Genomic DNA, 25,644 nt, shown 5'->3' with positions numbered 1-25,644 from the left:
CCATTCACGCCGGCTGGAGGACGTTTTCGTGTCGTTGATGTTGACCGTGGTCGAGGGGGGCGGTGACGCGTTCGACGTCCACCTCGACGCCGACCCCGACACGCCCGTGAGCGCCGTCGCGGAGGCGCTGGCCGGGGCGGGAGGCGTTCACCGGCCCCCGGAGGGCCTCGGCCTTTACGCCGGCGACCGGCTGCTGCCGGCCGACATGCGGCTGCGGGACGCGCCGCTCCACCACGCCGCCATCGTGGGCTTGGGCCGCCCGGCCGGCACCGCGTCGGCCGAACCGGACGGGCTGGTGGAGGTCCGTGCCGTCGGCGGGGCCGGCGCGGGCGCCGTGCACCGGCTCGACATGGGCGAGTACCGGATCGGGCTGGCCCACGGCGGGACCGCCCAGGTGCTGCGCGCCGTACCGGACCGCCCGTTCGCCGTGCTGGCGGTGGGCCCCGGAGGCCGCTGCCGCATCGCGCCCGACGCGTCCGCGCCGGCCGACGGCACCCTCCAGCTGGACCGCGTGGACCTCGCCGAGGCGACCGCCTGGCCGGCCGGCGCGCAGCTCCTCGTCGGCGACTGCCTGCTCGAACTCGCCCTCCCGCAGAAGCCGGACGCGGCCGTGCAGCCGTCGGAGGACGGCACCGGCTGGGACTACAACCGGCCGCCGCGGCTGCGGCCGGCCGGGACCGCGACCCGGTTCACCCTGCCCACCCCGCCCGCGGCGCCGGCCGCCCGGCCGCTCCCGTGGATCACCGCGGCCGCGCCGGTGGTGATGGCGGTGGCCGGTGCGCTGGTGTTCGGCCGCATGTCGATGCTGCTGTTCGGGCTGCTCTCCCCGGTCGTGGTCGTCGGCAACTTCCTGATGAGCCGGCGCAGCGGACGCCAGTCCCACTCCAGCAGTGTCGCCGAGTACGAGGAGAAGAAGGCGCGCATCGAGGGCGACGCGGAGCAGGCCCTGGCGGCCGAACGCACCGCCCGGCGCCGCGGCTTTCCGGACCCGGCCGAGGTCGTCCTGACCGCCGTCGGCCCCCGGCGCCGCCTGTGGGAGCGCCGCACCTCGGACGCCGACTTCCTGGAACTGCGCATCGGCACCGCCGACCTGCCCTCCGACGTGGTCCTCCACGACCCGACGAAGGACGAGCACCGCCGCCAGGACCCGTGGACCGCTTACGACGTCCCGGTGACCGTGCCGCTGCGCGAGCACGACGTGCTGGGCATCGCCGGCGAGGGCCCGGCCGCGCGCGCCGTGGCGCGCTGGGCGGTCGCCCAGGCCGCCGTCCTGCACAGCCCCCGCGACCTGCAGATCCACCTGCTGACGACCGGCGGCCCGGGCCGGGACGGCTGGTCCTGGCTGCGCTGGCTGCCGCATGTGCGCAAGAGGTCCGGCGACACGCCGGCCAGCATCGGCTACGGCACGGAGACCTGCGCCCGGCGGGTGGCCGAACTGACCGCGCTGATCGTCGAGCGCGCCGGACGGGCGGACCGGCGCGACCGGGCCCCCGGCCCCGATGTGCTGGTCGTCCTCGACGGGGCCCGCAGGCTGCGTTCGCTGCCCGGCGTGGCGCAGATCCTGCGCGACGGGCCGGCCGTCGGCATCCGCGCGGTGTGCCTGGACTCCGAGGAGCGGCTGCTGCCCGAGGAGTGCCACGCCGTCGTCGTCGAGGAGCCCGGCGGAACGGTGCGGGTGGGACGCTCCGGGAGGGGCACCGTCGGGGGCATCCGGCCCGACGCGGTGTCCCTGGACTGGTGCCGTTCGCTGGCCCGGGCGATGGGCCCGATGCGCGATTCGGGCGGCGGCGACGAGGAGGCCGCGGTGCTTCCCGGCTCCGCGCGGCTGCTGGACGTGCTCGCCCTCGACCCGCCGCAGGCCGCCGGTATCCGGGCGCGCTGGCAGGCCGGGGGGCGCTCGACCCGGGCGGCCGTCGGCGTCTCCCTGGACGGCCCGTTCTACCTGGACCTGCGCCGCGACGGCCCGCACGGGCTGGTCGCCGGCACCACCGGCTCCGGCAAGTCCGAACTCCTCCAGACGCTGGTCGCCTCGCTCGCGGTGGCCAACCGTCCGGACGCGATGACGTTCGTCCTCGTCGACTACAAGGGCGGCTCCGCGTTCAAGGACTGCGTGGACCTGCCGCACACCGTCGGCATGGTCACCGACCTCGACGCCCACCTCGTCGAGCGGGCCCTGGTGTCGCTGACCGCGGAACTCACCCGGCGGGAGCACATCCTCGCCGCGGCCGGCGCCAAGGACATCGAGGACTACGTCGACCTGCTGGAACGCAACCCGGCGGGCCGCGAGCCGATGCCCCGGCTGCTCATCGTCATCGACGAGTTCGCCTCGATGGTGCGCGACCTGCCGGACTTCGTGAAGGGCCTGGTCAACATCGCCCAGCGGGGCCGCAGCCTCGGTATCCACCTGATCCTGGCGACGCAGCGCCCCAGCGGCGTCGTGTCCTCGGAGATCCGCGCCAACACCAACCTGCGCATCGCGCTGCGGGTGACGGACGCCGGCGAGAGCACGGACGTCCTCAACTCCCCGGAGGCCGCCGGGATCTCGCAGGGCACCCCCGGCCGCGCCTATGTGCGCCTGGGGCAGAACTCCCTGGTGCCGTTCCAGTCCGGACGGGTCGGCGGCCGCCGGCCCGGTGCCGCGGCGACCTCGCTGCCGGCGCCCTGGGCGGTGGCGCTCGGCTGGGAGCGGCTCGGCGAGCCGCTTCCGGCGCGGCCCCGCGCCGCGGCCGCGCCCGCCGAGGTGGAGACCGACCTCACCGGGCTCGTCACGGCGATCCGCGAGGCGGACCGGGAGATGGGCATCCCCGCCCAGCACAGCCCCTGGCTCCCGCCGCTGCCCGAGGTCCTGGTCACCGGCGAACTGCCGCCGCCCCCGCCCTCGGACTACGACCTCCCGCCGGTCGCGTACGGCGTGGTGGACCTGCCCGCACAACAGGCCAGGCTGCCCCTGGTGATCGACCCGGCGACGCTCGGGCACCTGCACATCATCGGCTCGCCCCGGCAGGGCAGGTCGCAGACGCTGCGCACCATCGCCGGCACCCTGGCCTTCGCCCATGGGCCGGACCGGCTGCACATGTACGGCATCGACTGCGGCAACGGCGCGCTGCTGCCCATCGAGGGGCTGCCGCACTGCGGGGCCATCACCCAGCGCACCCAGCCCGACCGGGTGGCCCGGCTGCTCGCCCGGCTGACGGAGGAGCTGACCCGGCGCCAGGAGATGCTCGCCGCCCGCGGCAGCGCCGACCTGCCGGAACTCCGCCGCGCGCTGCCGGAGGACGAACGGCCGCCGCACATCGTGCTGTTCATCGACCGGTGGGAGGTCTTCGACAAGCAGCTCGGCGAGTACGACGCCGGCAACCTGCTGAACTCGGTGCTGACCCTGCTCCGGGACGGCGCGAGCGTCGGCATCCACCTGGTGATGACCGGTGACCGGGCGCTGTTCTCCAGCCGGGTCAACGGCTCCACCGAGGACAAGCTCGTGCTGAAGCTGAACGAGAAGTCCGAGTACGGCATGATCGGCATCACCCAGCGCAACGTGCCCGACGAGATCCCCCCGGGCCGCGCGTTCCGTGCCGCCGACAAGGCCGAGGTGCAGATCGCGCTCCTCACGGACAACCCGGAGGGCCAGGCGCAGGCCGTGGCGCTCCAGCAGATCGCCGAGTACTGCCGTGACCGGGCGGCCCATCTGCCGGCCGCCACCCGCCCGTTCCGCGTCGACATCCTGCCGGACCGGCTCACCTGGGAGGAGGCGGCCCGGCTCGTGCCGCGGCCGCTGCCGTCCGCACACTGGGCGCTGACCGGTGTCGGCGGTGACGAACTCACCGCGTTCGGGCCGGACTTCTCCGTCACACCGACCTTCCTCGTCGCGGGCCCGGCCCGCTCGGGACGCAGCACGGTGCTGGCGACGCTGGCACTGTCGCTGCTGTCGGTCGGGACGCCGGTCGTCGTCGGCGCGCCCGCCAGGTCGCCGTTGCGCCGGCTCGCCGGACGGCCCGGGGTCCTCGCGGTCTTCGACGAGGCCGACATCGACCCGACGGCGCTGGAGCAGGCGCTGGCGTCCGCGCCGCAGGGGGCCGTGGTGATCCTGGACGACGCCGACCTGCTGCTGAAGTCGAAGGCCGAGTCCGTCCTCACGCCGATCGCGAAGTCCGGTGCCGAGACCGGCCGGGGCCTGGTGATCGCCGGGCAGACCGACCGGCTCTCCTCCGGGTTCTCCGGCTGGCACACCGAGGCCCGCCGCAACCGGTGCGGGCTGCTGCTGAAGCCGCAGAACATGAGCGACGGCGAACTGATCGGCGTCAAGGTGCCCCGCAGCCGGCTCGGCGCGACCCGCCCGGGCCGGGCGATCCTGCACCTGGGCGACGGCGTGCTGCGCACCGTCCAGGTCCCGGAGACGGTGCTCCCGGCAGCCGGGAGCTGAGGTCCCGGCACAGAGGGCTCCCGCCGGTGGGATCGGCGGGAGCCCTCGTGCAGGCACGTTCATTACTGCGCGATACGCCAGCGCTGCACGTCAGTTCCGTTCGAGGTGATCCACGTACCGTCACCGAGGGCTTTCGGAGCCAGGCCGACGGGGAACGGGTACCGCACCCGCTGGCGAACGGTCAGGTCCGCCGCGTCGAGCAGGAAGTGCTCGGTTTCCTCGGACCACCATTCGTCGCCCACAGCGGCAATGACGTGGGAGTCATCGACAAATCCGGAGTCACCGGTGAGGTACGACTCCTGCTCGGCCCGCACATCCTCCGGCTTCGTCTCGGCTTCGATGTGCGGAGTTCCGTCAGGGACAGCACTCCGGACCTGCAACCAGCTGCCTCCAACAGCCTGCACCAGAACTCTGTTGCGCCGGACGCCCGTCACACGCTCCATGCCCGATGCGAGCTCCGTGAGGTGGAGACGACCCTCCGCAATATCCACCTTCCAGGAATACGCACCGTCCTGGCCCTGCCCTGCGGACAGGAAAAATGTCGAGACCTGCCGAAAGGGAACATCCAGGGTGTAGGAGGCGGAGAACGACGGGAGAAGCGTCTCGTCGATCACCTGCCCGGTTCCCGATTCGAGGAGAACGCAGCGGTCGCCTGGATATTCCCCGGCATCGTCGGGAGTTCCGGGAACGACGACGAGCAGGTGGCGACCGTCCGGGGTTTCCGCACAGGCTCCGCTGCCGATGGGGTCGTCGTCCCAGGGAAAGTGCCGGAAGCTCCATTCGACCGCACCGCTACGGGAGTGGTACGACACCGAGTCGTGCCGGCACACTGCGAAGCCACCCCTGGTCGGTGTCACGTAATGGCACTCGGCGAGGTCCGCCAGCGGTACGGAGAGGCTGTCGGCGGAAAAGAGCGGCGGCTGGGCGGACGAACGCACCGTCCTGACAACCACCAGGTCCGCGACGCGTGTCACCAGCCGCAACGCCCCGTCCCGGAACTGCCGTCCCTCATGACGTCCCCAGGCTTCCGCGACTCCTTCGACGGACTCCTCGCTGATGAGTTGCAGGACCATTTCTTCGGGCATGTGTGCTTCCCGTTTCTCGTGGGGTGCTACGAGCGCTATGGCGTGTCCGGCGGCGCCGGGAATTGGAAATGTCGCATCTTCGTGCCACGGCCTCGGGAGTGTATGGGTCCGTCCACCTTACCGCCGAAGGCCCTGATAAGAGGTTCGCAATACTCGTCGCAAATATTGCGGCTGGCTGCGCCGTGCGAGGGTTTCAGGCCCACCCTGTCGAGCCATTCCAGAAGGTTCTCCTCCGCATGGCCCTTCATCTGCGTCGGAGAAATGTACTGGTCGTTGTCCAGGTACTTGGCTCCCCGAGCCGTGACGAGGTCCTTCTGCGCCTGCGTCAATTTGCTATTACTCGTGCCGGACACCCAGATCTGTCCATTTCTGTCAACGACCGCGGCGACCGTCTGGTACCCCCGGCCCCCCTCGGGCAGCACGTTGGCCACATCCTTGGAAAGGTCCTCCAACTCTTGGCACGACGGCGCGAGCCCGAGGGCGTCGAACCACGTGTGGGGATTGTGTGGATAGGTACGGGGGTTGGGGGCGGGGTCGAGGCCGAGCGGGTCCGGCGTCGTGTAACGGGCGGTCTCGGGGTCGTAGTGCCGGAAGTAGTTGTAGTGCAGGCCCGTTTCGGGGTCCGCGTACTGCCCGGGGAAACGCAGCGGCGTGTGGGCGATCGCGTCCCGGTTGCGTGTGGTGAGGCCCCACAGGGTGGTGCGGGAGCGCCAGGCGATGGCGCCCTGCTCGTCGACGAGTTCGGTGGGGGTGCCGACGAGGTCGGTGACCATGGCGAAGAAGCGGGAGTCGAACTCGTCCTGGCTCCTCGGCTTGCGCTCCAGCTGCGTGAGGGGGCGGTGGCCGTCGTGGTCCCAGGTGAGTATGACGCCGGTGGTGCCGTCTGTCTGCTCGGCGAGCCGCGTTTCGTCCCAGGTGAAGTACACCGCTTCGGCCGCCGTGACGCCGTCCTCCGCCATGCGGTACTTGGCGGTGCGGCGGCCCATCGGGTCGTAGGTGTAGTGCCACCGGGTGCCGTCGGGCGTGACGCAGGCGACGAGGTGGTCCTCGGCGTCCCACTCGTAGCGCCAGGTGTCGGGCTTCTTCGACAGACGGCGCTTCTGCCGCAGCACCGTGCGGCCCCCCTCGTCGTATTCGTACCGGACCGCGCCGGCGGAGAGCAGACGGGTGTCGGTGTAGGTCCGGGAGCCGCGGGCCTCGGTGCGCGGCGCCTTGTCGGGCCAGGTGGCCTCGATCTGGTTGCCTGCCTTGTCGTAGGCGTAGGACTCGGTCCAGCCCTCGGCGGTGACCGTCAACGGGCGCCCCGCCCCGTCGAGTTCCATCTGCCTGCTCGTCCCCGTCACCTCGTCGGTGATGGCGGTGACGTAGTTGTCCGCCCGGTACGCGTAGTGGCGGTCCCGGAGGTCCCCGCCCGGGGTGGTCAGCCGCTGTGCGACGGGGCGACCGGCCATGTCCCAGGCTGTGGTCACGGCGACCGGCGAGGCGGCCGTGCCCAGGGTGCGGGACAGCTCATGGCCGCGGAGATCGTGGGTGAACTCCATGCGGTGACCGTCGGTCGTCAGGGCGCTGCGGTGACCCGCCCCGTCGTAGGCGAGTTCGGTGTACGCGCCGGTGGGCGTGGTGCGGGAGGTGCGGCGCCCCATGACGTCGTAGGTGTAGCGGGTGGTGCGTCCGTCGACGGTTTCCGACAGCAGGCTCCCCATGATGTCCCGCTCGAAAGCGAGCGTGGAGCTGGGGGACACCGCGCGGAGGAGAGCGCCGGCGGCGTCATAGGTGTAGTCGGTCCGCACCCCGGCCGCGTCCTTGGACGTCAGCTTGCCGAGTTCGTTGTACGTGTAGCTGATCTCCTGGCCGAGCGGCGTCGTGCGCGAGGTGACCCGCCCCGCCGCGTCGTGGGCATAACGGATTTCGCGGTTGTCGAAGTCGGCCTCCTTGAGGAGACGGCCGACGCGGTCGTAGGTGTAATCCCAGTGCAGGCCCTGCGGGTTGGTGACCCGGATGAGGCGGAGCTCGGCGTCGTAGACGAAGGTGGACCGGGCGCCGTCGGGCTCGGTACGCGCCGCGAGCCGGTCGAAATGCGTGTACTCGAAGCGGGTGGTGGCCCCTGCGGGGTTGGTGGACGTGAGGCAGTTGCCCTCGCCGTCCCAGGTGAGGTGCTCGGTACGGCCGTCGGGGTATGTGCGCTCCGCTACGCGGCCTTCGACGGTATATACCGTGCGGGTGATCGCACCCAGTGGGTCGGTGACGGCGGTGGGGCGGCCGAACGCGTCGCGTTCGAGCAGGGCGGTTCCGCCGGAGGCATCGGTGACGGAGAGGGGCAGACCGGCGTCGTCGTTGTCATACGTGGCTGCCGCGCCCGACGCGTCGGTTGCGGTCGCGATGGCACCCGCGCGGTCGCGGGTGAACCTGATGGCGCCCCCGTCCGGGGCGGTCATGGCGGTGAGATTGCCCCGCTCGTCGTACTCGCAGCGCCACGTCGTCCCGTCGTAACCGGTCGAGGAGAGCGGGAGGTTCAGTCCGTTGTACGTCGCCGTGGACCGGCTGCCGTCCGGGAGCTGGACGGCAGTGGGGTTGTGCGCCAAGTCGTACTCGTACCGGACGGTGTGGCCGAGGGCGTCGGTGCGGGACAGGAGGTTGTCGTAGCGGTCCCACTCGGAGGTGGTGGTGTGGCCCAGGGGGTCGGTCTCGCCGATGACCTGGTACAGGTCGTTGAGCTGGAAGACGGTCGTGGCGCCGCAGGCGTCGGTGTAGTGCGTCCGGCGCTCGGCAGGGTCGTAGGTCCAGCGGGAGGAGAGGTAGCCCTCGGGGCCGATGGTCTCCGTGACGCGGTTGTCGTCGTCGTAGACGTAGCGGTAGGTGGAGTTGTTCCGGTCCGTCCAGGAGGTGATCCGGGACCGGTCGTCGTAGCCGAACACCAGCGGTTTGCCGGTGGAGTTCACCACGTGCGTGAGGTTGCCGTCCGCGTCGTGCTGGTAGGACGTGAGCTCGACCGGGCCCTCGGGCGTGGCGAGCGACAGCCCGGTCAGCAGGCCGGCGGTGCAGTGGACGTCGACGTGGTAGCCGCCGGAGTGGACCAGCGCGGTCGGGGTGCCGTCCGCCAGCCGGGACACCACGACTTCGTTGTCGTTGCGGTCGTGCCACCGGGTCAGCCAGTACAGGCCGCTGTCGTCGTCGGGGTGGTCCGCGAAGGTGCGGACGAGGCCGGTGTGCGGATCGGAGACGAGGTAGCTGACCTCCCCCTCGGCACCGGTTCCCGCGCAGGTCAGCGGCAGGCGGGGGCCCTCCTCGGGCCACACCGCATCGTCGGAGCCGGCGGCGGGAAGGCCCGGGTAGGTCAGGATCGAGCCGTCCTCGCGGGCCCACGACACGCGTCCCCGGTCGTCCACTTCGAGGCGCGCGTCCAGGGGGGAGGCCCAGGACGGGCCGAAGAACTGGCCGTAGCGGTACGTGGAGAGATGCGTACGGGAGACCACCAGCGGCAGCACGCCGGGCAGCGACACATCGGTCTGCGCCAGCAGCATTTCGCCGCTGGCCACGTCGACCGGGTCGCCCTCGCATTTGCGGTTCTTCGGTTCCCGGCTGACGACGCGGATGTTGTTCGGCTTGACCGAGGTGGGCTTGACCCCCTTGAGGGCCGAACCGATCCCCCCGAGGCCCTTGAGGGCCGCGGCCCCGCCCCCGACCAGGCCCACGACGCCGAGCACGATCTCCAGTACGTTCCACTCGCCGGTTTCCGCCATCACGGACAGGTTGATGCCCAGCGACACCGCGCCGGCCACGATGCTGCCGATCGTCAGGGCGATGCCGATGCCCTGCAGGCCGGGTATCAGCATCGCCAGCACGCCCAGCACCGCGCTGATGATGCCGAAGGCCGTACTCAACGCCTTCTTGATCTTGTCCCACAGGCTGTAGCCGTCGACCGACTCGCTCCGCGCGTCGTCCAGCTTCTGCGCCGCCGTGGAGGCGTCCTCCTCACGCACCTGCCGCGCGTCCTCCGCCAGCAGACGGGCCGCGTCGAGGTCCGCCTGCGCGTCATCGGCGTGCGACTGCGCCGTGGACTGCTTGTTGTGGGCCTCGTCCAGCGCGCGCCGGGTGCTCGCCCGCGCCTCGGTGTCGTCCGGCGGGTGGGTGACCCCGTCCAGCCGGCTGATGTCGGCACCGGCCGCACGCACCACCTCGGTGGCCGACGCCAGCCGCTCCTTGGCCTCGCGCCCCTTCTCCAGCGCGTTGTCGGCGTTCCGCTGCTGATCACGCAGTGAATGCACATACGTGTCCAGGGCGCCGGCCGCCAGGTCGTAGGAACTGTGCAGCTTGCGCACCTGGTTGGCCAGGTCGCCCAGCTTGTCCCGGAGCTTCTCCATGGTCTTTCCCTCGCCGACCTGTTTGTTCTCCAGGCCGGAGACGAGGGGCAGGGCGTCGCCCGCGTTATCGGCTACGGAACGGTAGCTGCGGGCGAGCTGTCCGAGTACTTCCGGATCACCCGGGGTCGGGTCGTCGTCGAACCCGAAGACCGATTCCCAATCGGACACTGCTGGACGCGCCATGGCCGCGACCTCACTTTCCCTTGTCTGCTTCGCCCATGGGGCCTCCACCGGCCGCTTCCGCCGCCGGGTCCACTGCGCCGGACGTGCCGGCCGGGTCCTCGAAGCGGAACGACTCCGCGATCGCGTCGAAGACCTCGTAGAACTGCTCCGCCAGATCCACGTTGGGGGTGGAGCTGGCGAGCACCAGGTAGTCCCGGCTGTTCGGCACCGGGATCAGGGTGTGCCGCACCGCGGTGGGCACCCGTGTCCCCTGGTAGTCCACTTCCTCGATCCTGGTGATCCGCCCGGCCGCTCCGACCTCGGGCAGTTCCACCACCTCCACCTCGCCGGGCGGCAGTCCGCTGCCTTCCGCCTCGGTGCCGAGCTGCATGGCGGTCGCGACGACGAGGTCCGCCAGATCCTCCGACTGCTCCTCGGGGACGGAGATCCGGAGCACGACCATCGTGGCGCTGAGCACCAGGGGGCCACTGCCCGCGCGCAGAATCCGGAGCATCCCCGACGCCCGCAGCGCGCCCTGCGCATGCGCCTCGCGGGCGGTGCGCCGGGTGGTGCGGATCAGCGCGTCCACCTGCTCGCGGGAGAGCTGCGGAGCCTGCTTCACCTGGTCCTCGATACGGCGCCGGATCGACGCGTCCCGGGTGCTCGGGTCGAGGTCGAGCTGCCACCAGGAGTCGGGGAACCGCAGGGTGTAGCCCGCGGGCGCGGCCTCGGGCCGCTCCGTGACCGGTTGCGTCATGACGCCTTTCCCTTCCGCGCGACGTCTCCCGTCACGCGTCCTTCTTCTCCAGCGCCTTGGCGCTGTCGTCGTCCGTCTGCGTGAAGTTCTCAGCGATCGTGTCCACGTTGTCGGAGAACGTCTTCACGTTGTCGCGGACCCGCTCGTGACCCTCGCCCCACGCCCTGTCGAACTCGTCGAGGGCGTGCGCGAGTTTGCTGTCGCCGGCGAAGCTCTTGAAGTCCTTCCGGTCGCCCGCGGCGTGGAAGAGCGTCGCGGAGTCCCCGAGCAGATCCCCGATGTTCTGGAGCTCCTTGACCGTGTCCTTCAGGTCCTGCACAGGCACGCTGATGCGGCCCATCGATGTCTCCCCTCCTGCTCCGGCGGTCCGGCCCCGCCCTCACAAGGAGAGCGGGGCCGGACGGTGCGGGGCGCGTCAGCCGATGGAGCCGGCCGTCTGGTCGTCGGTGTCGACGAACGCGTCGGCGACCTGCTTGATGAACTCACTGACGCCCTGCAGACCCTCGATCGCCTTCTCCGTGCCGTTCTTGTACTCCTCCCAGTACGGACGGAACTTGCTCTCGGAGCCGGGGGTGGCGTAGGCGGCCTCGACCATCTCGTCCATCTTGGTGTTGGCCTCGTGGAGGCTCTGCTGCATCAGTTCCTTCTGGTTCTGCAGCCAGGTCGACGCCTCCCGCATCTCGTCCGGGCTGATCTTGATGTTGCCGCCGGCCATGTCGATTCCTTCTCTCGTTGGGTATCGCCGCGGCCGCTGAGCCGCGCACACCGGGCTGTACGGGGCACCCGTCGGGGCGGTTCACGGCTGTTGCGGAACGGTGACAAACACGGCAGGGCGGACACGCCGGTCCGGGCCGCGGCCACGTCCCCCACGGGTGCACAGCGGTCAGCCGGGAGGCCGACGGGGACGGCGGGAGAGGGCGGGAAAAGGCGGGAGCATAGGCGACGGCAGTTGTGCGCTGCGCGCTTTTGCGCATCATCGCTGAATCAACTCGCTTGCCCAGTGCAAAAGTTAGCGTGGTCCGTGCCCCAGCAATGCCAGGCGCCACAGCGCCCGCACGACGAACCGTCGGGCACTTCAGGAGGCATGATGAAATCGCACGCGCGGAATCCGCGGACCACATCCCGTCGTGGCCGCCTGATGGCCGCTGCCGTCGCACTCGTGGCAGTGGTCGCCGCCGTATCCGTGTGGCTCACGCAGAGAAACAGTTCCGCCAACGAGTCGGTCTCCGCGAACCTCCCGGCGGCGGGGGCCGTCCAGGCCGCCCCTCAGTCGAGCAACACCGGCGCACTCACCGCGCTGGACAAGCTCTTCCTCACCAAGGTCCGGCAGGCCGGCCTGTGGGAGATGCCGGCGGGCCGGCTCGCCCAGACGCACGCGTCGAGCGAAGCCATCAAACGCGCGGGGATGCACCTGCTCGACGGGCACAGCAAGCTCGACCAACTGGACCGCGAGGACTCCGAGGCATTGAACGTGCCGATCCCGGACCAGGCCAGCGCGGAACAACAGGGCTGGGTCGAGCAGTTGAAGAATGCCCAGGGCCACGCCTTCGACCAGCTCTTCGTGGACCTGCTCCGGGCATCCCACGGCAAGATATTCATCACCATCGGTGAAGTCCGCGCAAGCACCAAGAACGATTTGATACGGCGCTTGGCGACGCAGGCGAACAACACCGTCCAGGACCATATGGACGTCCTGGAGGACACCGGTCTCGTCCGGGACACCACCCTCGACGACGTCGCCTCGACCATTCCCAAGTGACGTGCACCGACCGACGGAACAGGGTCACCGCATCGTGAAGCGGTCAGGCCATCCAGAAGAAGACCGCCGTCATCCGTTTCTCCTCCAGGGTCGTGCCGCAGTAACCGGTGGCCGTGTGTATCAGGTTCGCGGAGTAGAGCAGCAACCGGTTGAGGCGGTGCGGGACGCGGAGGTCCTCGACGAAGGAGTCCGGTGCGACATAGCGGGTCCCGAGCGCGTCGACCAGGTTGTTGTGCGGAGCGGCCACCTGGTTGCCGCCGAGTGCGCCGCCCGGGAGGCGCTGGCGGCAGAAGCTGGTACCGAAGTCCCGGGTGACCAGGGGGTTGAGGTACAGCACGGCCGCGTAGCGGCAGAGGCTGCGGGAGTCGGTGTGCGGGCGGGGCTCGCACTCGCCCGCACCGACGACCTGGACGCAGTTGTGGTTGACGGTACCGCCGCCGGCGGGACGTTCGGCCCAGATCCTCGGGGCACCGGTCGCCTTTCTCACCAGCTTCTCGACACGGGCCAACTCGCCGGGTTCCAGGGCCGGCATGGTGCGCAGGCCCGGCCAGCTCTCGGGCTTGTGGGGGTATCCCTCGGTCCAGTCGTTCCGGTCCAGGCAGCGTTCCCGTACGGCACCCGGGTCCGGCAGCACGTCGTCCAGGACCCAGTAGTCCCGGCCACGGGTCGGTTTGCGGTACGGGAGGACCGGAAGGGTGGGGGCAGCGGGGCGTGGGGGCATGAAGGGAACGTAATTCGCCGCTCCCAGGAGCTCGCCACTCGCGTGGTCAACCTTCCGTCAAGGGTTGCTCATCATCCCCCGCATTCGGCAATGTCTCCCGGCTCCGGGCAGCACCGCCCCCTTCCGTCCCGGTAGCCGAAATGCGGAGGGGCCGGGAGGCTCCTACCGTGAGAAGGCAGAAGCCGGCGCAAGGGAGAACGCCGCTCCGGGTGATTCGGGTGCCGGCTCGGCAGCGCACCGGAAGGCGGTCCGGACATGGCCACTGCGTCTGACGCTCCCGTTCTCGACACCATCGCCGCGATGACCATCGATTCCATCGAGCGCTGCGGCATGGACGACCACACACTCATCCTCACGCGCATCGCCGCACTCGTGGCCATGGACGCCCCGGCGGTCTCCTACCTGGCACATGTCGATCCCGCGATGAAGGCCAGCATGACGATCGAGCAAGTGCAGGACGTCCTTGTGGCGATCGCTCCCGTCGTGGGTACCGCACGTGTCATGTCGGCGGCCGGCCACATCGCCGAGGCATTCGGCTTCGCCATCGCGCTGGCCGATTCCGAGGCCGCCTCCATCGCGCAGGCGGAAGCACAGAGCCGGAACAAGTCCTGAGCGTCCCCGCCCGGGCCGCGCAAGGGTGCTCGGGCGGCTCCCGCGCGAGCAAGGCGGGACGTGCTCATGAGGAGAAGACATGACCGCTGACACCACCCTGGCCTACGACTACCCACTGCTGGGCGTCTTCTGGAGCATGCTGTGGGTCTTTCTCTGGGTCATCTGGATATTTCTGCTCGTCCGGATCATCGTGGACATCTTCCGGGACGACACGATGAACGGATGGGGCAAGGGAGGGTGGCTGATCTTCGTGCTCGTCCTCCCCTTCCTGGGCGTCTTCGTCTACCTCCTGGCGCGCGGCAAGGGCATGGGGAAGCGCGAGGCACAGCACGCCCTGGCGCAGAAGCGGGAACTCGACAGTTACATCCGTGAGACCGCCGGAGCCGGGAAATCCAGCGAGGTCGAGGAACTGGCGAGGCTGTCCGAGATCAAGGCCAGAGGCGATCTCACGGAGGAAGAATTCCAGCGCGCCAAGGAAAAGATCCTGCATTGACAGGGTGGCGGGGGCCGCCCGTCAGGCCGGGCGGGGGACGTAGGCCAGGCCGTGGGCGCCGGGTTCGCCGAGCTTGGGGATGTCCAGCCGGGCCAGGCCCTGCAGCGTCTCCAGGTCGATGACGTGGACGGTGGACGAGACGGCGCAGGCCACGTAGGCGAGCCGGCCGTCGGGCGACGAGGTGACGGTGAGCGGGAAGATCCCCACCTCCAGCCGGCCCACCTGCTTGCGGGTGTCGGTGGAGAACACCGTGAGGTGGCCCGGCGCGGGGCGTCCGAACGGGGACACCGGGTCGGGTTGGCTGCCGATCTCGCCCGCGAGCAGCATTCCCGTCGACGTCAGGTGCACCGGCAAAACGACGTTGTCCGTGGGCAGGATGTCGGTGACGGACGCCGTCCGGGCGTCGATGACCCGGATGCCCGTGGCCGGCGAGTCCTCGGCGTCGGGAGAGAGGGAGCCGAGGTAGGGCGCGGCGACGTAGGCGTGTGCGGCGGAGACGGCCAGTCCCTCGCTGCCCGGCACCTCGACCTTCGCGGTGAGGACGCCCCGTTCGAGGTCGACGACCGAGACGAACGGCGCCTCCTTGTTGGTGGCGTAACCCGTCCTGCCCGTCGGGTCGAGGGCGAACCAGTGCGGGCCGGGCGCGTCCGTGTCGATCCTGCCGAGCGGCCGGCGGGTCTCCGTGTCGATCACCACGACACCGCCGGGCCGGTCCGCCGACCCCTCCACGCTGACGTAGAGGCGACGCCGCGCGGTGTCCAGCGCCAGCCCGTGCGGACCGTGTTCCGGGGCCAGGTCGACGACCTCGACGATGCGGCGCGTGTCGGGGTCGATGACGGTCAGCTCGGTGCGCCGGCCGGTGTTCGCGTGGTAGTAGCCCGAGTGGTACGTCGTCGTGCACCACAGCAGTCGCTGTGTCGGGTCGAAGCACAACTCGTGCGGCTCGGCGGCGATTTCGACCGCACCGAGGCGCCGGTCGGAGGCGGCGTCGAAGAACGAGACCGTCGGCCCGCTCTGGCTGACCACGGCCAGCACCTCGCCTTCTCGGCCGGCGCGGGGGGACTGCTGCATGAAGGGCTCCTTCAACAGGGCGGATGAAACACACGCATGAGCGGTCGTCGCCGGTCACGCGTGAGGGGTCGTCCGCGAGGTGTGACGCGTCGTCGCGCACCTCCACTCTCGGCCGGAGGGGATTCCGCAGCAATGCAAAGATCGGCACGCAATCCTTGCCTCAGCCGTAAAAATGCAGCTCAGGAGCGACGATGGACCTCAATCTGCTGCGCGCCCTGGACGCGCTGCTCCAGGAGAACAGCGTGACCCGCGCCGCGGAGCGACTCGGCACGTCACCCGCCGCGGCCAGCCGCATGCTGGCCCGGCTCCGCCGTGCCGTCGGTGACCCGCTGCTCGTCCGCGCGGGCCAGGAGATGGTCCCCACGCCGCGCGCCCTGGAACTCCGGGAGGAGGTCGCCGCGTTGCTGCGCGGCTGCGACAACGTCCTGCGGCCCGGGGCCGGTTTCGACGCGGTGCACCTCCGGCGCACCTTCACCGTGCAGGCCACCGACCTGATCCTGGTGGGGCTGGCCGGGACGTTGACCGACCGGATCCGGGCGGAGGCCCCGCACGTGGACGTGGTCTTCCTGCCGGAGGCGCTGGAGGGCGGCCCCGCGCTCCGGCAGGGCTTGGTGGACGTCGAACTGGGCGTCCTCGGCCACCTCGATCCGGAGATCCGCACCCGGCCGCTCACGAGGATGACGCCGGTCGGCGTCGCCCGCAGCGGTCATCCGCTCTTCGACGGGCGGATCGACGCCCGCCGTTTCGCCGCGGCCGACCACATCGGCATCTCTCGGCACGGCAAGCGCCTCGGCCCCATCGACGACGCCCTCGCCGAACGCGGACTGCGGCGCCGGCTCGCGGTCGTCGTACCCAGCCACACGAGCGCGATGATGCTCGCCCGGAACAGCGACCTCGTGGCGCTCACCCTGGCCGACTGGCTCCCCGACACCCTCGCCGCGCTGGGGCTGCGCGCCTTCTCCCTCCCCCTCGACCTGGCACCCGTCGAGCTCGGCATGGCCTGGCACCCCCGCAACGCGTCCGACCCGGGGCACCGCTGGTTCCGTGACCACCTGGCGGCCGCGGTCCTGGACCCGTCGGGGACGTAGGGCGCCCGGCCGGACCGGCGGGCGGGGCGCCCGAAGCGCCGCCGCCTCACGGGCTGTTGAGGTAGGCCAGCACGGCGAGGACGCGGCGGTTGCTGTTGTCGTCGTCGGTGATGCCGAGCTTGCCGAACAGGGAGGTGGTGTATTTGCTGATGGCGCTCTCGCTGAGGAAGAGCCGCCGGCCGATGGCCTGGTTGGACAGTCCTTCGGCCATGAGGCCGAGCACCGAGTGTTCGCGTGCGGTGAGCGCGGCGAGCCGTCGGTTCGAGGGCCCGGCGGACAGCAGCTTGCCGATGACGGCCGGGTCCATGGCGGTCCCGCCACCGGCGACGCGTTCCAGGGCGTCGATGAACTGGTCCGCGTCGAAGACGCTCTCCTTGAGGAAGTAGCCGATGCCGCCGGCGCCGTCGGCCAGGAGTTCGCGGGCGTAGAGCTGTTCGACGTGCTGGGAGAGGATCAGGACCGGCAGGCCGGGCACCTCCCGCCGGGCGTCCAGGGCCGCCCGCAGGCCCTCGTCCGACTGGGCCGGCGGCATGCGGACGTCGACGACGGCGACGTCCGGCCGCCACGTCAGCAGCGCGTCGAGCGTCTCGGGCCCGGTGGCCGCCGTCGCCACCACCTGGTGTCCGTACGCCTCCATCAGGCGGACCATTCCGTCGCGCAGGAGGTAGAGGTCTTCGGCTACAACGATGCGCATGGCACCACCATTCTCACGCGGGTCGGGCCGCCGGCCGGGCTGGTGACCTCCAGGGTGCCGTCGAAGACCGCGAGGCGGCGGCGCAGCCCCGCGAGTCCGCCCCCGGCGCGCACCTCGGCCCCGCCGCGGCCGTCGTCCTCGACCTCCACGACGACCGCGGTGTCACCGGCGTCCCGGGCGAGGGAGATCCGCGCCCGGGAGGCGCGGGCGTGCTTGACCGCGTTGGTCAGCAGTTCGGCGATCCCGAAGTACACCGCGGACTCGACGGGCGGGTCCAGGCGGAGCTGTCCGTCGGCGCCGACCTCCGCTTCGAGCGGGCTGTCCAGGGCGAGCGCGCGAACGGCGTCGACGAGCCCCCGCTCGTTCAGCACCGGCGGGTTGATGCCCCTGACCAGTTCGCGGAGCTCGGTCAGCGACGTGGCGGCGCCGGCCCGTGCTTCCCGCATCAGCGCCCTGGCCCGGTCGGGGTCGGTCGCCATGAGCTTCTCCGCGGTCGCCAGGGCGAGCCCCAGCGCGACCAGCCGGGCCTGCGCGCCGTCGTGCAGGTCCCGCTCGATCCGGCGGATCTCGGCGGCCTGGGTGACCGTGGCGTCCGCGCGCCGGGCCGTCAGCTCGTCCACCCGGTCCGCCAGCGCCATCGCGGCCGAGGCGCGCAGGAAGCGGACGGCCACCGGCCGCACGGGCCGCCAGGCGTACGGGGCGCCGGCGACGGCCACGACCAGGCCGAGCCCGCCGAGCAGGCGCGCGGGAAGCGCCGACTGGGAGAACCCGAGGACCGCCGCCGCGACCCCGGCCACCGGAACGGCCGCCACCACCCCCGCGGTGAGCGGCGCGATCGCCGTGAACCGCAGGTCGCGCCAGTTGGCGGGGTCGCGCCACCGGATCCGCCACCTCTGGTCCAGGAGGGCGTCACGGCTGGTGCGCTCGTAGCCGAAGCCGTTCCACCAGAACCCGGTGGACATCTGCGTCACCGGCCCGGCCTGCCGGTATCCGTCGGGAAGGACGGTGGCGGTCCATCTCGCCACGAGGTGGCGGACCGTCCGGCAGACCGGGCGGGACAGGGCGAGCGTGCCCACGCACACCAGCACGAACGGCGCCAGCCACGACCACGGGTTCGCCGCCCCCCACCAGATGCCCAGCGCCACCGCGGCGGCCCACACGGCGGGGACCAGCATGGTGACGGCCACCACCACGCACGCCCGCACGAACCCCACGGCGGCACTCGCCACCCACGACCTCACCTGATGCATGCTCATTCCCCTCACGTGACAACTCCCGTCACGGCCCCGCACGTTGCCGCGCTGCCCGCCCCGGCCCGGTCGACCCGGTGCCTCCACTCTGCGCCGCGGGAGGCCCGGTCCCGGCCGGATCGCCGCGGAAGTGGGGCTGGCCCCACCCAGCCGTACGTCCAGGCCCATACCGCGCCCCCCGGGCGCTTTCTAGCGTCGACACCATGACGACGACACGAAGCCACCACGCCACCGGAACCACCGCCTCCACCACGGCCGGGGCGGCCCGCCTGCACCACCCGGCCACCCGCCGCGCCTTCCGCAAGGTGACGATCCTCGCCGCGGCCTACGGAGCGTTCAGCGCCGCCGTCCTCCTCACGGTCGCCGTCCTCGCGAGCACCGGACACACGGTGACCTCGTTCATGTGGGGCCGGTCGGGCGGCATCCTGGCCGGCGCCGCGGTGGTCCTCTGGATGACCGTCCTCGCCTCCCGGGGAGCACGCTGGGCCCATCTCCGCGTGCGCGTCCTCTCGGTCGTCATGCCGATCGCGATCATCGGCGTCGACCTGATCCCCGGCGTCTGCCCGCTGTGGTTCGCCCTCGCCCAGGCCACCTGCGCCCTCCCCCTGGCCGCCGCCGCCTTCCTCAGCAACGGCTCCACCCTGCGCGCCGCCTTCCCCAAGCCGCGGTCGTGACCGTGCGGACCGGCCCGGCCCCGATTCGTCAGGGCGCGGTAGGGGCCGGGCAACGCCGGTGCGTAGTAACGTCTTCGCTCGTGTCGAAGCCCGATGAATTGCTCGTTGACATCGCCGCCAGGGTGGAGTCGGAGCAGAGTAATCAGATGTCTCTGACCGTCGTCGTCCAGGGTGCGGTCATCACCGGACGGCTGGCCCCCGAGGCCGCGTGGCGGCAGCGTGTGGCCGAGGTCCTGGCGAAGTCGGAACGGCTGGGGCCGTTCTCGGCCCTCTTCGCCCCGGCCGGCGCGGGCACCCGCGCCCCGGACCGAAAGGCGAACGCAGCCCCCACGCACCTGTACTTCCACGTGGCGCGCATCCTCCAGGGAACCCTCGGCCTCCCCGAGACGGGCGGAATGTACCGCGTCGCCATCGACGACGTCGCCGCCTGGACGGTGGGCGACCTGAGCTATTCCGACCACTGAACGGACGGGTCCGCCGCAGACGGTCCACACCGACAGCGACGGACCCGAACCGGCCACCTGTGCGGGTGGGGCGACGGGGGCAGGGCCTGTTCCGGCGGCTGCCGCCCGTCGGTGGTTGTCGGGGTGGTGGGGGGTATCCCTGGATTCAGGGGACATGTCGGGTGGGGCGTGTGGGGGTGGTGGGGAATCTGCACACGAGCGTCACAAGGTCTACGCGTTGCCTTCGGTGTGTGCCGTTAGCGTTGCTGGCCGCTCGATCCCGCGTGCGAACGTGGCCAGATCCCGGCGTCCCTGGCGGCGCAGTCAGCAGAGAAAGAACGCAGATGGACTACTGCTCCTCGTGCCGCCGGAACCTCAACGGGGCGCTGGTGTGCCCGGGTTGCGGTGATTACGCCCCTGACATAGCCCCGCCCGGCCGCCATCGCGGTGGCGCGGCCGCTGCCGCGGCGTCGTCGTCGTGGGACAGCTGGCCGTCGGAGGCGACCGCCGCGAGTGCCCCGCACGTTCCGAGTGCCCCGCAGGTTCCTGATCTCTTCGACCCGGCGCCGGCCGGGAGCGGCGGGACGCCCGCCGGTGGGGCGGCCGCGGCGCAGGGTGCCTCGACGGGGGCGGACGCCGGTGCGGAGCACGGCTTCGACGGCGCCTCCGGCACGGGGCAGGGCCGGGCCGCGCGGCGCCGGCAGATGGCGCGTTGGAAGAAGCACCGGCGCCGGGCCGCGGCCGCGACGGCGTTCGCGCTCGCCGGTGGTGCCCTGACCGTGGCGCTGCTGCCGAACAAGCCGTCCACCGGCCAGACGCAGGCGGCCGGGTCACCCGACCCCGAGCTCGCGGGCACGCCTGGTACGGAGCACACCGACGCGGCGTCGGAGCAGCCGGACGCGCGGGCCTCGCGGCACCTCGACAGCCGTCCGCCGAGGGCGGCCGGCCGGCCGCCGCAGGGCACCGGCCCCGCCGCGGCCCCCGACACGACGAGCCGGCAGCCGGCCCCCGCCGCGACGCACCCCGCCGCGGCCCCGAGCACGGCGCCGCACAGCGCGTCGGCCCCGGCCGCGGCGCCGCACACCGACAGCGCCGGCAGCGGCCCGGCGGCGGCGCCCCGGACCGGCGCGCCCGCGCCCGCCGGGGGGTCCGACGCGGGCTCCTCGTCGGTGAGCCGCACGCCGTCCACGCAGACGCAGACGCAGACCCAGCAGCCGGCACCCACGTCGCCGTCGGCCGATCCGACCTCGCCGTCGCACGTGTGCCTGCTGGGAGTCGTCTGCCTCGGCTGACCGGGGTGGTGCGGGTGCGGTCCGGTCGTCCCTGCTGCGCGGGGCCGGGGCCGGGCGTGTTCCCGCGCCGCGCGTTCGATGCCGTCCTCGCCCCGCCCGGGGCGGGCGGGGCGCGTGTGGGTCGTGCCGGTGTTCGACCATTTATGGGCGGTTGTTACGCAACCGCCGGATTGCTGTAATACGCGACGGGGAGCATCATCGTCCGCATCCGCTGCCGGCCCGCGCTCCTGGACGTACCGTGCTCCTTCCCCGTTCCCTGTCCGCCCCCGGTCCGGCGCGAACCGTCTCGCTCGCCCTTGTGGTCGCGGGTGCGGCGGCGCTGGCGGGGTGCTCGGACACCGGGGAGCCCGAGGGAGCCGGAGCGACCCGGATCGCCTCCGCTCCGGCGCGGCTGTGGCCCGAACGGCCGCCGGCGCCGCAGCCCCCGCCGGACCGGAGCGGTCAGGACGGGCCGTCGCCGGTGCCCGGGCTGCACCGGGAGGCGTCCGGCGACATCCGGAAGGTGGACCCGCTCTCCGTCGTACGGGCGCAGATCGCCGCGGACGCCCGGGCGCACTCGCCGGCGTTCGACCGGGCCACCGAGCGGAAGATCCTCCGCTGCACCGCCGAGCCGTCGGCGGGCTGCCCCGTACGGGCGCCCCAGTACCAGGACCTGACGCACGACGGGAAAGCCGAGCTGATCGTCGGCATCGAGGGGAGCGAGCACGTGCTCGCGGTGTGGGCCTACACGCTGCGGGGCGGGGTGGTGAACCGGATCCTGGACACCGCCGGCACCCCGTTGTCGGTGGAGGTGGCGGACGGCGACCTGATCATGCGGGAGCCCACCGGCTCGCCCGGGTACGAGATGCGCACGGTCCACTCGTGGGACGACAAGCGGCAGACGATGGAGATCCGGGCGATGGAGTTCGACCGCGCGGCCTCCTCGCCCGCCCCCGGCCGGTCCGCGGGCTCCTCGCCGTCCCCGGGCCGTTCCGCGGCCGCCCCGCCCGCCCCGGAGCGCACGCGGTGAGCGCCGCCCGGCGGCGGGCGGCGCTGCGGCTGCCCGGCTGGACGGCCACGCTCTACTGGAAGTTCGCGGTCTTCCTCACCGTCATGTGCTGCACGCTCGCCGCGCTGCTCGGCGTCCTCGTGCACGTCCTGGTGGGCCGGCAGACCGAGGGCCAGGCCCGCGGCGCGGCCCTGGACGAGCTGGACAACGCGGTGGCGACGTACATCGCCGGGGAGCCGCTCGGCCGCAACGCGGCGGTGGACCCGCCGGACCTGCCCCGCGCGCTGCGCGAGATGGCACGGCACAAGGAGCGCGGCACCCAGCTCGCCGACCACCGGGGCCGGCCGACGATGTGGGCGGTGGCGCCGGTCGACGGCGGCAGGGCACTGGCCGTACGCCTCGACTACAGCGACCGGGCCGCCGCCACGCAGGGCCTGGACCGCGCCATCATCGGCTCCTCGGCCGCCGCGATCGGGGCCACCGTGCTCGTCGGGCTGGTCGCCGTCTCGCGCATCACCCGCCGGCTGCACCACACCGCGCGGGTGGCCCGCCGGATCAGCACCGGCGATCTCGACGCCCGCGTCAACGACCCTCGCGCGCGGCGCCCCGGGCACGCCCAGGACGAGGCCGGGGCGGTGGCGGCGGCGCTCGACGCGATGGCCGCCACGCTCCAGGCCAAGCTGCACAGCGAACAGCGCTTCACCGCCGATGTCTCGCACGAGCTGCGCACCCCGCTCACCGGGCTGCACGCGGCCGCCGAGCTGCTGCCGCCCGGCCGCCCGACGGAGATGGTGCAGGAGCGCATCCGGACCATGCGCCGGCTGACCGAGGACCTGCTGGAGATCTCCCGGCTCGACGCGCAGGTGGAGCGGGCCGAACTCGACGTCCACCAACTGGGTCCGCTGGCCGAGCGGGCGGCGCGCGCCACGGGGACGTCGACCGAGGTGCGCGTCGTACGGGACGCCCGGGTGGAGACCGACCGGCGCAGGCTGGAGCGGGTGCTGGGCAACCTCGTCGCGAACGCCCACAAGCACGGCCGCCGGCCCGTGGTGCTGACCGTCGACGGCCCGGTGGTGACCGTGCGGGACCACGGCGACGGGTTTCCCGGCTACCTCCTCGACGAGGGGCCGCAGCGCTTCAAGAGCAGTTCGGGCAACGGCCGCCGGACGGGCCACGGGCTGGGCCTGACGATCGCCACCGGGCAGGCCCGGGTGCTCGGTGCCGCGCTGCGGTTCTCGAACGCGCCCGACGGCGGGGCGGTGGCCACCCTCCGGCTCGCCGGGGCCAGCGGCACCGGGCCGGGGGAACAGCCCGTCCGCGCGGCCACTTGACGCTGACGAGCACGTCGGGTCCCGCGAAAGGCAGCCATGAGCGAGTCCACCCCCGTCACCGCACTGACCGTCCGCTATCTCGGCGGGCCCACCGCGGTCCTGGAGATCGCCGGCGTACGGCTGCTGACCGACCCCACCTTCGATCCGCCCGGCGACTACCCGATCGGCGACCGCACCCTGGTGAAGACCGCCGGCCCGGCGCTGGACGCGGCCACGCTCGGGCCGGTCGACGCGGTGCTGCTCTCCCACGACCAGCACCCGGACAACCTCGACCGCGCCGGCCGGGCCTTCCTCGACGGTGCGCCGCTGGTGCTGTCCACCGCCTCCGCGCAGGCACGGCTCGGCGGCACCGTACGGGCGCTGGCCAACTGGGCGGAGACCACCCTGCCGCTCCCGGACGGCAGAACGCTGCGGATCACCGGTGTGCCCGCGCAGCACGGTCCGGACGGCTCCGAGCACCTGGTCGGCGAGGTCACCGGCTTCCTGCTGTCCGGCGAGGAGCTGCCGACGGTCTACGTCAGCGGCGACAACGCCGCACTCGACGTGGTGCGCGCGGTCGCCGAGCGGGCCGGGACGGTCGATGTGGCGCTGCTGTTCGCCGGCGGCGCGCGGACCCCGCTGCTCGGCGACGCCTACCTCACGCTGCCGAGCGACCAGGCGGCCGAGGCGGCGCTCATCCTGGGCGCCCGGGCGGTGGTTCCGCTGCACTTCGAGCACTGGAAGCACTTCACCCAGGGCGCCGGCACCCTGGCCGCGGCCTTCGAACGGGCGGGCCTCGCCGACCGGCTGCACCTGCTGGAGCCGGGCGGGCAGACCGTCGTGTGAGGACGGGCAGCGGACCGGCTCAGCCGCGGGCCGCGGCGCCGGTCCCGGCGGCGGCGTGCGCGGCGTCCGCGGTGCCGCGCGGCTCGGCGGCGGCCCGCGGCGGCCGGGTGCGCGCCTTGAGGACCTGGGCGCCGACGGCGAGCGTGACCCCCAGCAGCAGGACGTAGAAGACGCCTATCTTGTGCAGGTCGTCGAGGAAGAACCAGACCGAGGTCAGACCGGTGAACCAGAACGCGATCAGGGCGAAGCCGCCGCTGCGCTCGTCCCGGTAGCCGGCGGCGAAGCAGAGCGCGGCCACGGCACCCAGCAGCAGGGCGATGACGACGTAGCGGGTGTCCCAGCCGAGGGAGCCGCGGGACAGCTCGGACCACACGGCCACCGCCTCGGCCACCGGGCCCCACACCACCGCGCACGCCAGCCGCGCCGACCACGGCAGCAGCACCGCCCCCGCCACCGCGGCGCCCAGCGCGACGTGCGAGAACCGGCCGACCTCGATCACCTCGCTACGGGAGATCACCAGCGCCAGGAAGCAGCCGAGCAGCGCGACCGCCCCCTCGGCCGTCGGCCGGAACACCACCCGCGCCGGCCACCGGCGTGCGGCCCGCCCCGCCGGTTCACCGCGGGGCGGCGCGGGGGACGGCGCCGGCGCCCCGGCGGCGACCGCACCGGCCCGGGGATCGAGCGCCGTGGGCGTCCGTACGGGGGCGGCCGGCGCGGCCCCGGCCGCCGCGTCGAGCGCCGCCTTCATCTCCGTCGCGTCCGCGAACCGGTCCGCCCGGTTCTTGTGCAGCGCCCGGCGGATCACCTCGTCGACGGCCGGTGGCAGCCCCGGCCGCAGCGCGGACGCCGCCGGCGGTACCGCGGCCAGGTGCTGGTGCATGACGGAGAACGGCGAGTCCCCGGTGTACGGGGGCCGCCCGGTCAGCAGCTCGTGGAGCAGGCAGCCCACCGCGTACAGGTCCGTGCGGTGATCGGTCTCGGCCCCGTTGATCTGCTCCGGCGCCAGATAGGCGGGGGTGCCGACCGCCACGCCGGTCCCGGTCAGCCGGGTGGCCACCTCGCTGAGGGCCTTGGCGATGCCGAAGTCGACGACCTTGACCCGGCCGGTGGCGGTGAGCATCACGTTCGCCGGCTTGATGTCCCGGTGCACGATGGCGTGCCGGTGGCTGTGCTCCAGCGCGTCCAGCACCTGGCCGGCGAGGTCGACCGCCTGCGCCACCGGCAGCAGGCCGTCGGCCAGGACCTGACTGAGGGCCCGGCCCGGTACGTACTCCATCACGAGGTAGGGCTCGGCGCTGCCGCCGCCGGCGTCCTCCCCCACGTCGTGGACGGTGGCCACCCCGGGGTGGTTGAGCGCCGCCGCGGCGTGCGCCTCGCGCTGGAAACGGGCGAGGAACTCGGGCTGCAGCGCCAGCTCGGCGGAGAGCGTCTTGACCGCGACGGTGCGGCGCAGCCGGCGGTCGACGGCACGGTGGACCGTGCCCATCCCGCCGTGCCCGAGCTGCTCCACCAGCTCGTACCGTTCGCCCAGGATTCTGTGCTCCACCGGTTCCTCCACGGACCGTCTGACGCCAACACGCCGGAAGACGGCCTGGAGCACGCGCGGGTTGCCCGGGGC

At 72.4% G+C, this 25,644-nt stretch carries 21 protein-coding genes; 11 read left to right on the top strand and 10 right to left on the bottom strand.

Annotation, left to right across the window (positions count from 1 at the left end; translation table 11 throughout):
- Window positions 1-37: 37 nt before the first annotated feature.
- Window positions 38-4,420 (top strand): FtsK/SpoIIIE domain-containing protein, encoded by a 4,383-nt coding sequence (locus tag SL103_RS00890; RefSeq protein WP_099055368.1) that lies wholly within the window; start codon window positions 38-40, stop codon window positions 4,418-4,420.
- 62 nt (window positions 4,421-4,482) lie between these two features.
- Here the strand turns inward: SL103_RS00890 and SL103_RS00885 are convergent, their stop codons facing one another.
- The 5 genes from SL103_RS00885 to SL103_RS00865 form a co-directional block, all read right to left on the bottom strand.
- Window positions 4,483-5,505: a hypothetical protein gene (locus SL103_RS00885; protein WP_069566875.1), complete on the bottom strand. Its 1,023-nt coding sequence runs from the start codon at window positions 5,503-5,505 to the stop codon at window positions 4,483-4,485.
- A 35-nt stretch (window positions 5,506-5,540) separates the two neighbouring features.
- Window positions 5,541-10,049, bottom strand: coding sequence for a DUF6531 domain-containing protein (locus tag SL103_RS00880; protein WP_079145493.1), 4,509 nt, complete (start codon window positions 10,047-10,049; stop codon window positions 5,541-5,543).
- A 10-nt stretch (window positions 10,050-10,059) separates the two neighbouring features.
- Window positions 10,060-10,785, bottom strand: a complete 726-nt coding sequence (locus SL103_RS00875; RefSeq protein ID WP_069566873.1) for a hypothetical protein — start codon at window positions 10,783-10,785, stop codon at window positions 10,060-10,062.
- Window positions 10,786-10,816: 31 nt separating this feature from the next.
- Window positions 10,817-11,125, bottom strand: a complete 309-nt coding sequence (locus SL103_RS00870) for a hypothetical protein (protein ID WP_069566872.1) — start codon at window positions 11,123-11,125, stop codon at window positions 10,817-10,819.
- 75 nt (window positions 11,126-11,200) lie between these two features.
- The gene (locus SL103_RS00865; RefSeq protein ID WP_033268020.1) at window positions 11,201-11,500 is read right to left on the bottom strand and encodes a WXG100 family type VII secretion target; all 300 of its coding nucleotides are present in this window, start codon (window positions 11,498-11,500) and stop codon (window positions 11,201-11,203) included.
- A gap of 372 nt (window positions 11,501-11,872) precedes the next feature.
- Here SL103_RS00865 and SL103_RS00860 point away from each other — a divergent pair, with 372 nt between their 5' ends.
- The gene (locus SL103_RS00860; protein WP_244303810.1) at window positions 11,873-12,544 is read left to right on the top strand and encodes a DUF4142 domain-containing protein; all 672 of its coding nucleotides are present in this window, start codon (window positions 11,873-11,875) and stop codon (window positions 12,542-12,544) included.
- A gap of 43 nt (window positions 12,545-12,587) precedes the next feature.
- Here the strand turns inward: SL103_RS00860 and SL103_RS00855 are convergent, their stop codons facing one another.
- Complete coding sequence (locus SL103_RS00855; protein ID WP_069566870.1) at window positions 12,588-13,265, bottom strand: DUF6445 family protein; 678 nt, start codon at window positions 13,263-13,265, stop codon at window positions 12,588-12,590.
- Window positions 13,266-13,520: 255 nt separating this feature from the next.
- Here SL103_RS00855 and SL103_RS00850 point away from each other — a divergent pair, with 255 nt between their 5' ends.
- Window positions 13,521-13,877 carry a carboxymuconolactone decarboxylase family protein gene (locus SL103_RS00850; RefSeq protein WP_069566869.1) on the top strand — a complete coding sequence of 119 codons (357 nt, stop codon included), beginning with the start codon at window positions 13,521-13,523 and terminating at the stop codon, window positions 13,875-13,877.
- A gap of 79 nt (window positions 13,878-13,956) precedes the next feature.
- The gene (locus SL103_RS00845) at window positions 13,957-14,370 is read left to right on the top strand and encodes an SHOCT domain-containing protein (protein ID WP_069566868.1); all 414 of its coding nucleotides are present in this window, start codon (window positions 13,957-13,959) and stop codon (window positions 14,368-14,370) included.
- Window positions 14,371-14,391: 21 nt separating this feature from the next.
- Here SL103_RS00845 and SL103_RS00840 read toward each other — a convergent pair whose 3' ends face one another.
- Complete coding sequence (locus tag SL103_RS00840; protein WP_069566867.1) at window positions 14,392-15,441, bottom strand: YncE family protein; 1,050 nt, start codon at window positions 15,439-15,441, stop codon at window positions 14,392-14,394.
- 191 nt (window positions 15,442-15,632) lie between these two features.
- Between SL103_RS00840 and SL103_RS00835 the strand changes: the two genes are divergently transcribed.
- Window positions 15,633-16,529 (top strand): LysR family transcriptional regulator, encoded by an 897-nt coding sequence (locus tag SL103_RS00835; RefSeq protein WP_069566866.1) that lies wholly within the window; start codon window positions 15,633-15,635, stop codon window positions 16,527-16,529.
- A gap of 46 nt (window positions 16,530-16,575) precedes the next feature.
- Here SL103_RS00835 and SL103_RS00830 read toward each other — a convergent pair whose 3' ends face one another.
- Together SL103_RS00830 and SL103_RS00825 are read right to left on the bottom strand one after the other, a co-directional pair.
- Window positions 16,576-17,223 carry a response regulator transcription factor gene (locus SL103_RS00830; RefSeq protein WP_069566865.1) on the bottom strand — a complete coding sequence of 216 codons (648 nt, stop codon included), beginning with the start codon at window positions 17,221-17,223 and terminating at the stop codon, window positions 16,576-16,578.
- Window positions 17,208-18,473 (bottom strand): sensor histidine kinase, encoded by a 1,266-nt coding sequence (locus SL103_RS00825; protein ID WP_069573240.1) that lies wholly within the window; start codon window positions 18,471-18,473, stop codon window positions 17,208-17,210. The genes SL103_RS00830 and SL103_RS00825 overlap by 16 nt, the downstream gene beginning before the upstream one ends.
- Before the next feature lie 203 nt (window positions 18,474-18,676).
- On the opposite strand from SL103_RS00825, the gene SL103_RS00820 reads away from it, so the two are divergent.
- From SL103_RS00820 to SL103_RS00795, 6 genes are all read left to right on the top strand, one after another.
- The gene (locus SL103_RS00820) at window positions 18,677-19,147 is read left to right on the top strand and encodes a hypothetical protein (RefSeq protein ID WP_069566864.1); all 471 of its coding nucleotides are present in this window, start codon (window positions 18,677-18,679) and stop codon (window positions 19,145-19,147) included.
- Between the two features lie 80 nt (window positions 19,148-19,227).
- Complete coding sequence (locus SL103_RS00815) at window positions 19,228-19,611, top strand: hypothetical protein (protein WP_069566863.1); 384 nt, start codon at window positions 19,228-19,230, stop codon at window positions 19,609-19,611.
- 323 nt (window positions 19,612-19,934) lie between these two features.
- Entirely contained in the window at window positions 19,935-20,882 is a 948-nt protein-coding gene (locus tag SL103_RS00810; protein ID WP_069566862.1) for an SCO2400 family protein, read from the top strand.
- 238 nt (window positions 20,883-21,120) lie between these two features.
- Entirely contained in the window at window positions 21,121-21,891 is a 771-nt protein-coding gene (locus SL103_RS00805) for a hypothetical protein (protein ID WP_208869785.1), read from the top strand.
- Window positions 21,888-23,201 carry a sensor histidine kinase gene (locus SL103_RS00800; protein WP_432215331.1) on the top strand — a complete coding sequence of 438 codons (1,314 nt, stop codon included), beginning with the start codon at window positions 21,888-21,890 and terminating at the stop codon, window positions 23,199-23,201. Before SL103_RS00805 ends, SL103_RS00800 begins: the two co-directional genes overlap by 4 nt.
- Window positions 23,202-23,237: 36 nt before the next feature.
- Window positions 23,238-24,026, top strand: coding sequence for an MBL fold metallo-hydrolase (locus tag SL103_RS00795; protein ID WP_069566860.1), 789 nt, complete (start codon window positions 23,238-23,240; stop codon window positions 24,024-24,026).
- Window positions 24,027-24,045: 19 nt separating this feature from the next.
- Here SL103_RS00795 and SL103_RS00790 read toward each other — a convergent pair whose 3' ends face one another.
- On the bottom strand, window positions 24,046-25,572 hold the full coding sequence (locus tag SL103_RS00790; RefSeq protein ID WP_069566859.1) for a protein kinase domain-containing protein: 1,527 nt from the start codon (window positions 25,570-25,572) through the stop codon (window positions 24,046-24,048).
- Window positions 25,573-25,644: the final 72 nt, after the last annotated feature.

It is taken from the genome of Streptomyces lydicus (genome assembly GCF_001729485.1).
In the GTDB taxonomy this organism is placed as follows: Bacteria; Actinomycetota; Actinomycetes; order Streptomycetales; family Streptomycetaceae; genus Streptomyces; species Streptomyces lydicus_D.
Note: the sequence above shows the minus strand (reverse complement) of the source record. Positions and strands in the feature narration are given on the sequence as shown.

Excerpts from the sequence above, each read along its gene's own strand:
- SL103_RS00845 (WP_069566868.1), top strand. The coding sequence starts at position 13,957 with ATGACCGCTGACACCACCCTGGCCTACGACTACCCACTGCTGGGCGTC.
- SL103_RS00810 (WP_069566862.1), top strand. The coding sequence starts at position 19,935 with ATGGACTACTGCTCCTCGTGCCGCCGGAACCTCAACGGGGCGCTGGTG.
- SL103_RS00820 (WP_069566864.1), top strand. The coding sequence starts at position 18,677 with ATGACGACGACACGAAGCCACCACGCCACCGGAACCACCGCCTCCACC.
- SL103_RS00855 (WP_069566870.1), bottom strand. The coding sequence starts at position 13,265 with ATGCCCCCACGCCCCGCTGCCCCCACCCTTCCGGTCCTCCCGTACCGC.
- SL103_RS00840 (WP_069566867.1), bottom strand. The coding sequence starts at position 15,441 with ATGCAGCAGTCCCCCCGCGCCGGCCGAGAAGGCGAGGTGCTGGCCGTG.
- SL103_RS00830 (WP_069566865.1), bottom strand. The coding sequence starts at position 17,223 with ATGCGCATCGTTGTAGCCGAAGACCTCTACCTCCTGCGCGACGGAATG.
- SL103_RS00890 (WP_099055368.1), top strand. The coding sequence starts at position 38 with ATGTTGACCGTGGTCGAGGGGGGCGGTGACGCGTTCGACGTCCACCTC.
- SL103_RS00880 (WP_079145493.1), bottom strand. The coding sequence starts at position 10,049 with ATGGCGCGTCCAGCAGTGTCCGATTGGGAATCGGTCTTCGGGTTCGAC.
- SL103_RS00860 (WP_244303810.1), top strand. The coding sequence starts at position 11,873 with ATGAAATCGCACGCGCGGAATCCGCGGACCACATCCCGTCGTGGCCGC.
- SL103_RS00825 (WP_069573240.1), bottom strand. The coding sequence starts at position 18,473 with ATGCATCAGGTGAGGTCGTGGGTGGCGAGTGCCGCCGTGGGGTTCGTG.
- SL103_RS00865 (WP_033268020.1), bottom strand. The coding sequence starts at position 11,500 with ATGGCCGGCGGCAACATCAAGATCAGCCCGGACGAGATGCGGGAGGCG.
- SL103_RS00835 (WP_069566866.1), top strand. The coding sequence starts at position 15,633 with ATGGACCTCAATCTGCTGCGCGCCCTGGACGCGCTGCTCCAGGAGAAC.
- SL103_RS00875 (WP_069566873.1), bottom strand. The coding sequence starts at position 10,785 with ATGACGCAACCGGTCACGGAGCGGCCCGAGGCCGCGCCCGCGGGCTAC.
- SL103_RS00795 (WP_069566860.1), top strand. The coding sequence starts at position 23,238 with ATGAGCGAGTCCACCCCCGTCACCGCACTGACCGTCCGCTATCTCGGC.
- SL103_RS00885 (WP_069566875.1), bottom strand. The coding sequence starts at position 5,505 with ATGCCCGAAGAAATGGTCCTGCAACTCATCAGCGAGGAGTCCGTCGAA.
- SL103_RS00870 (WP_069566872.1), bottom strand. The coding sequence starts at position 11,125 with ATGGGCCGCATCAGCGTGCCTGTGCAGGACCTGAAGGACACGGTCAAG.
- SL103_RS00850 (WP_069566869.1), top strand. The coding sequence starts at position 13,521 with ATGGCCACTGCGTCTGACGCTCCCGTTCTCGACACCATCGCCGCGATG.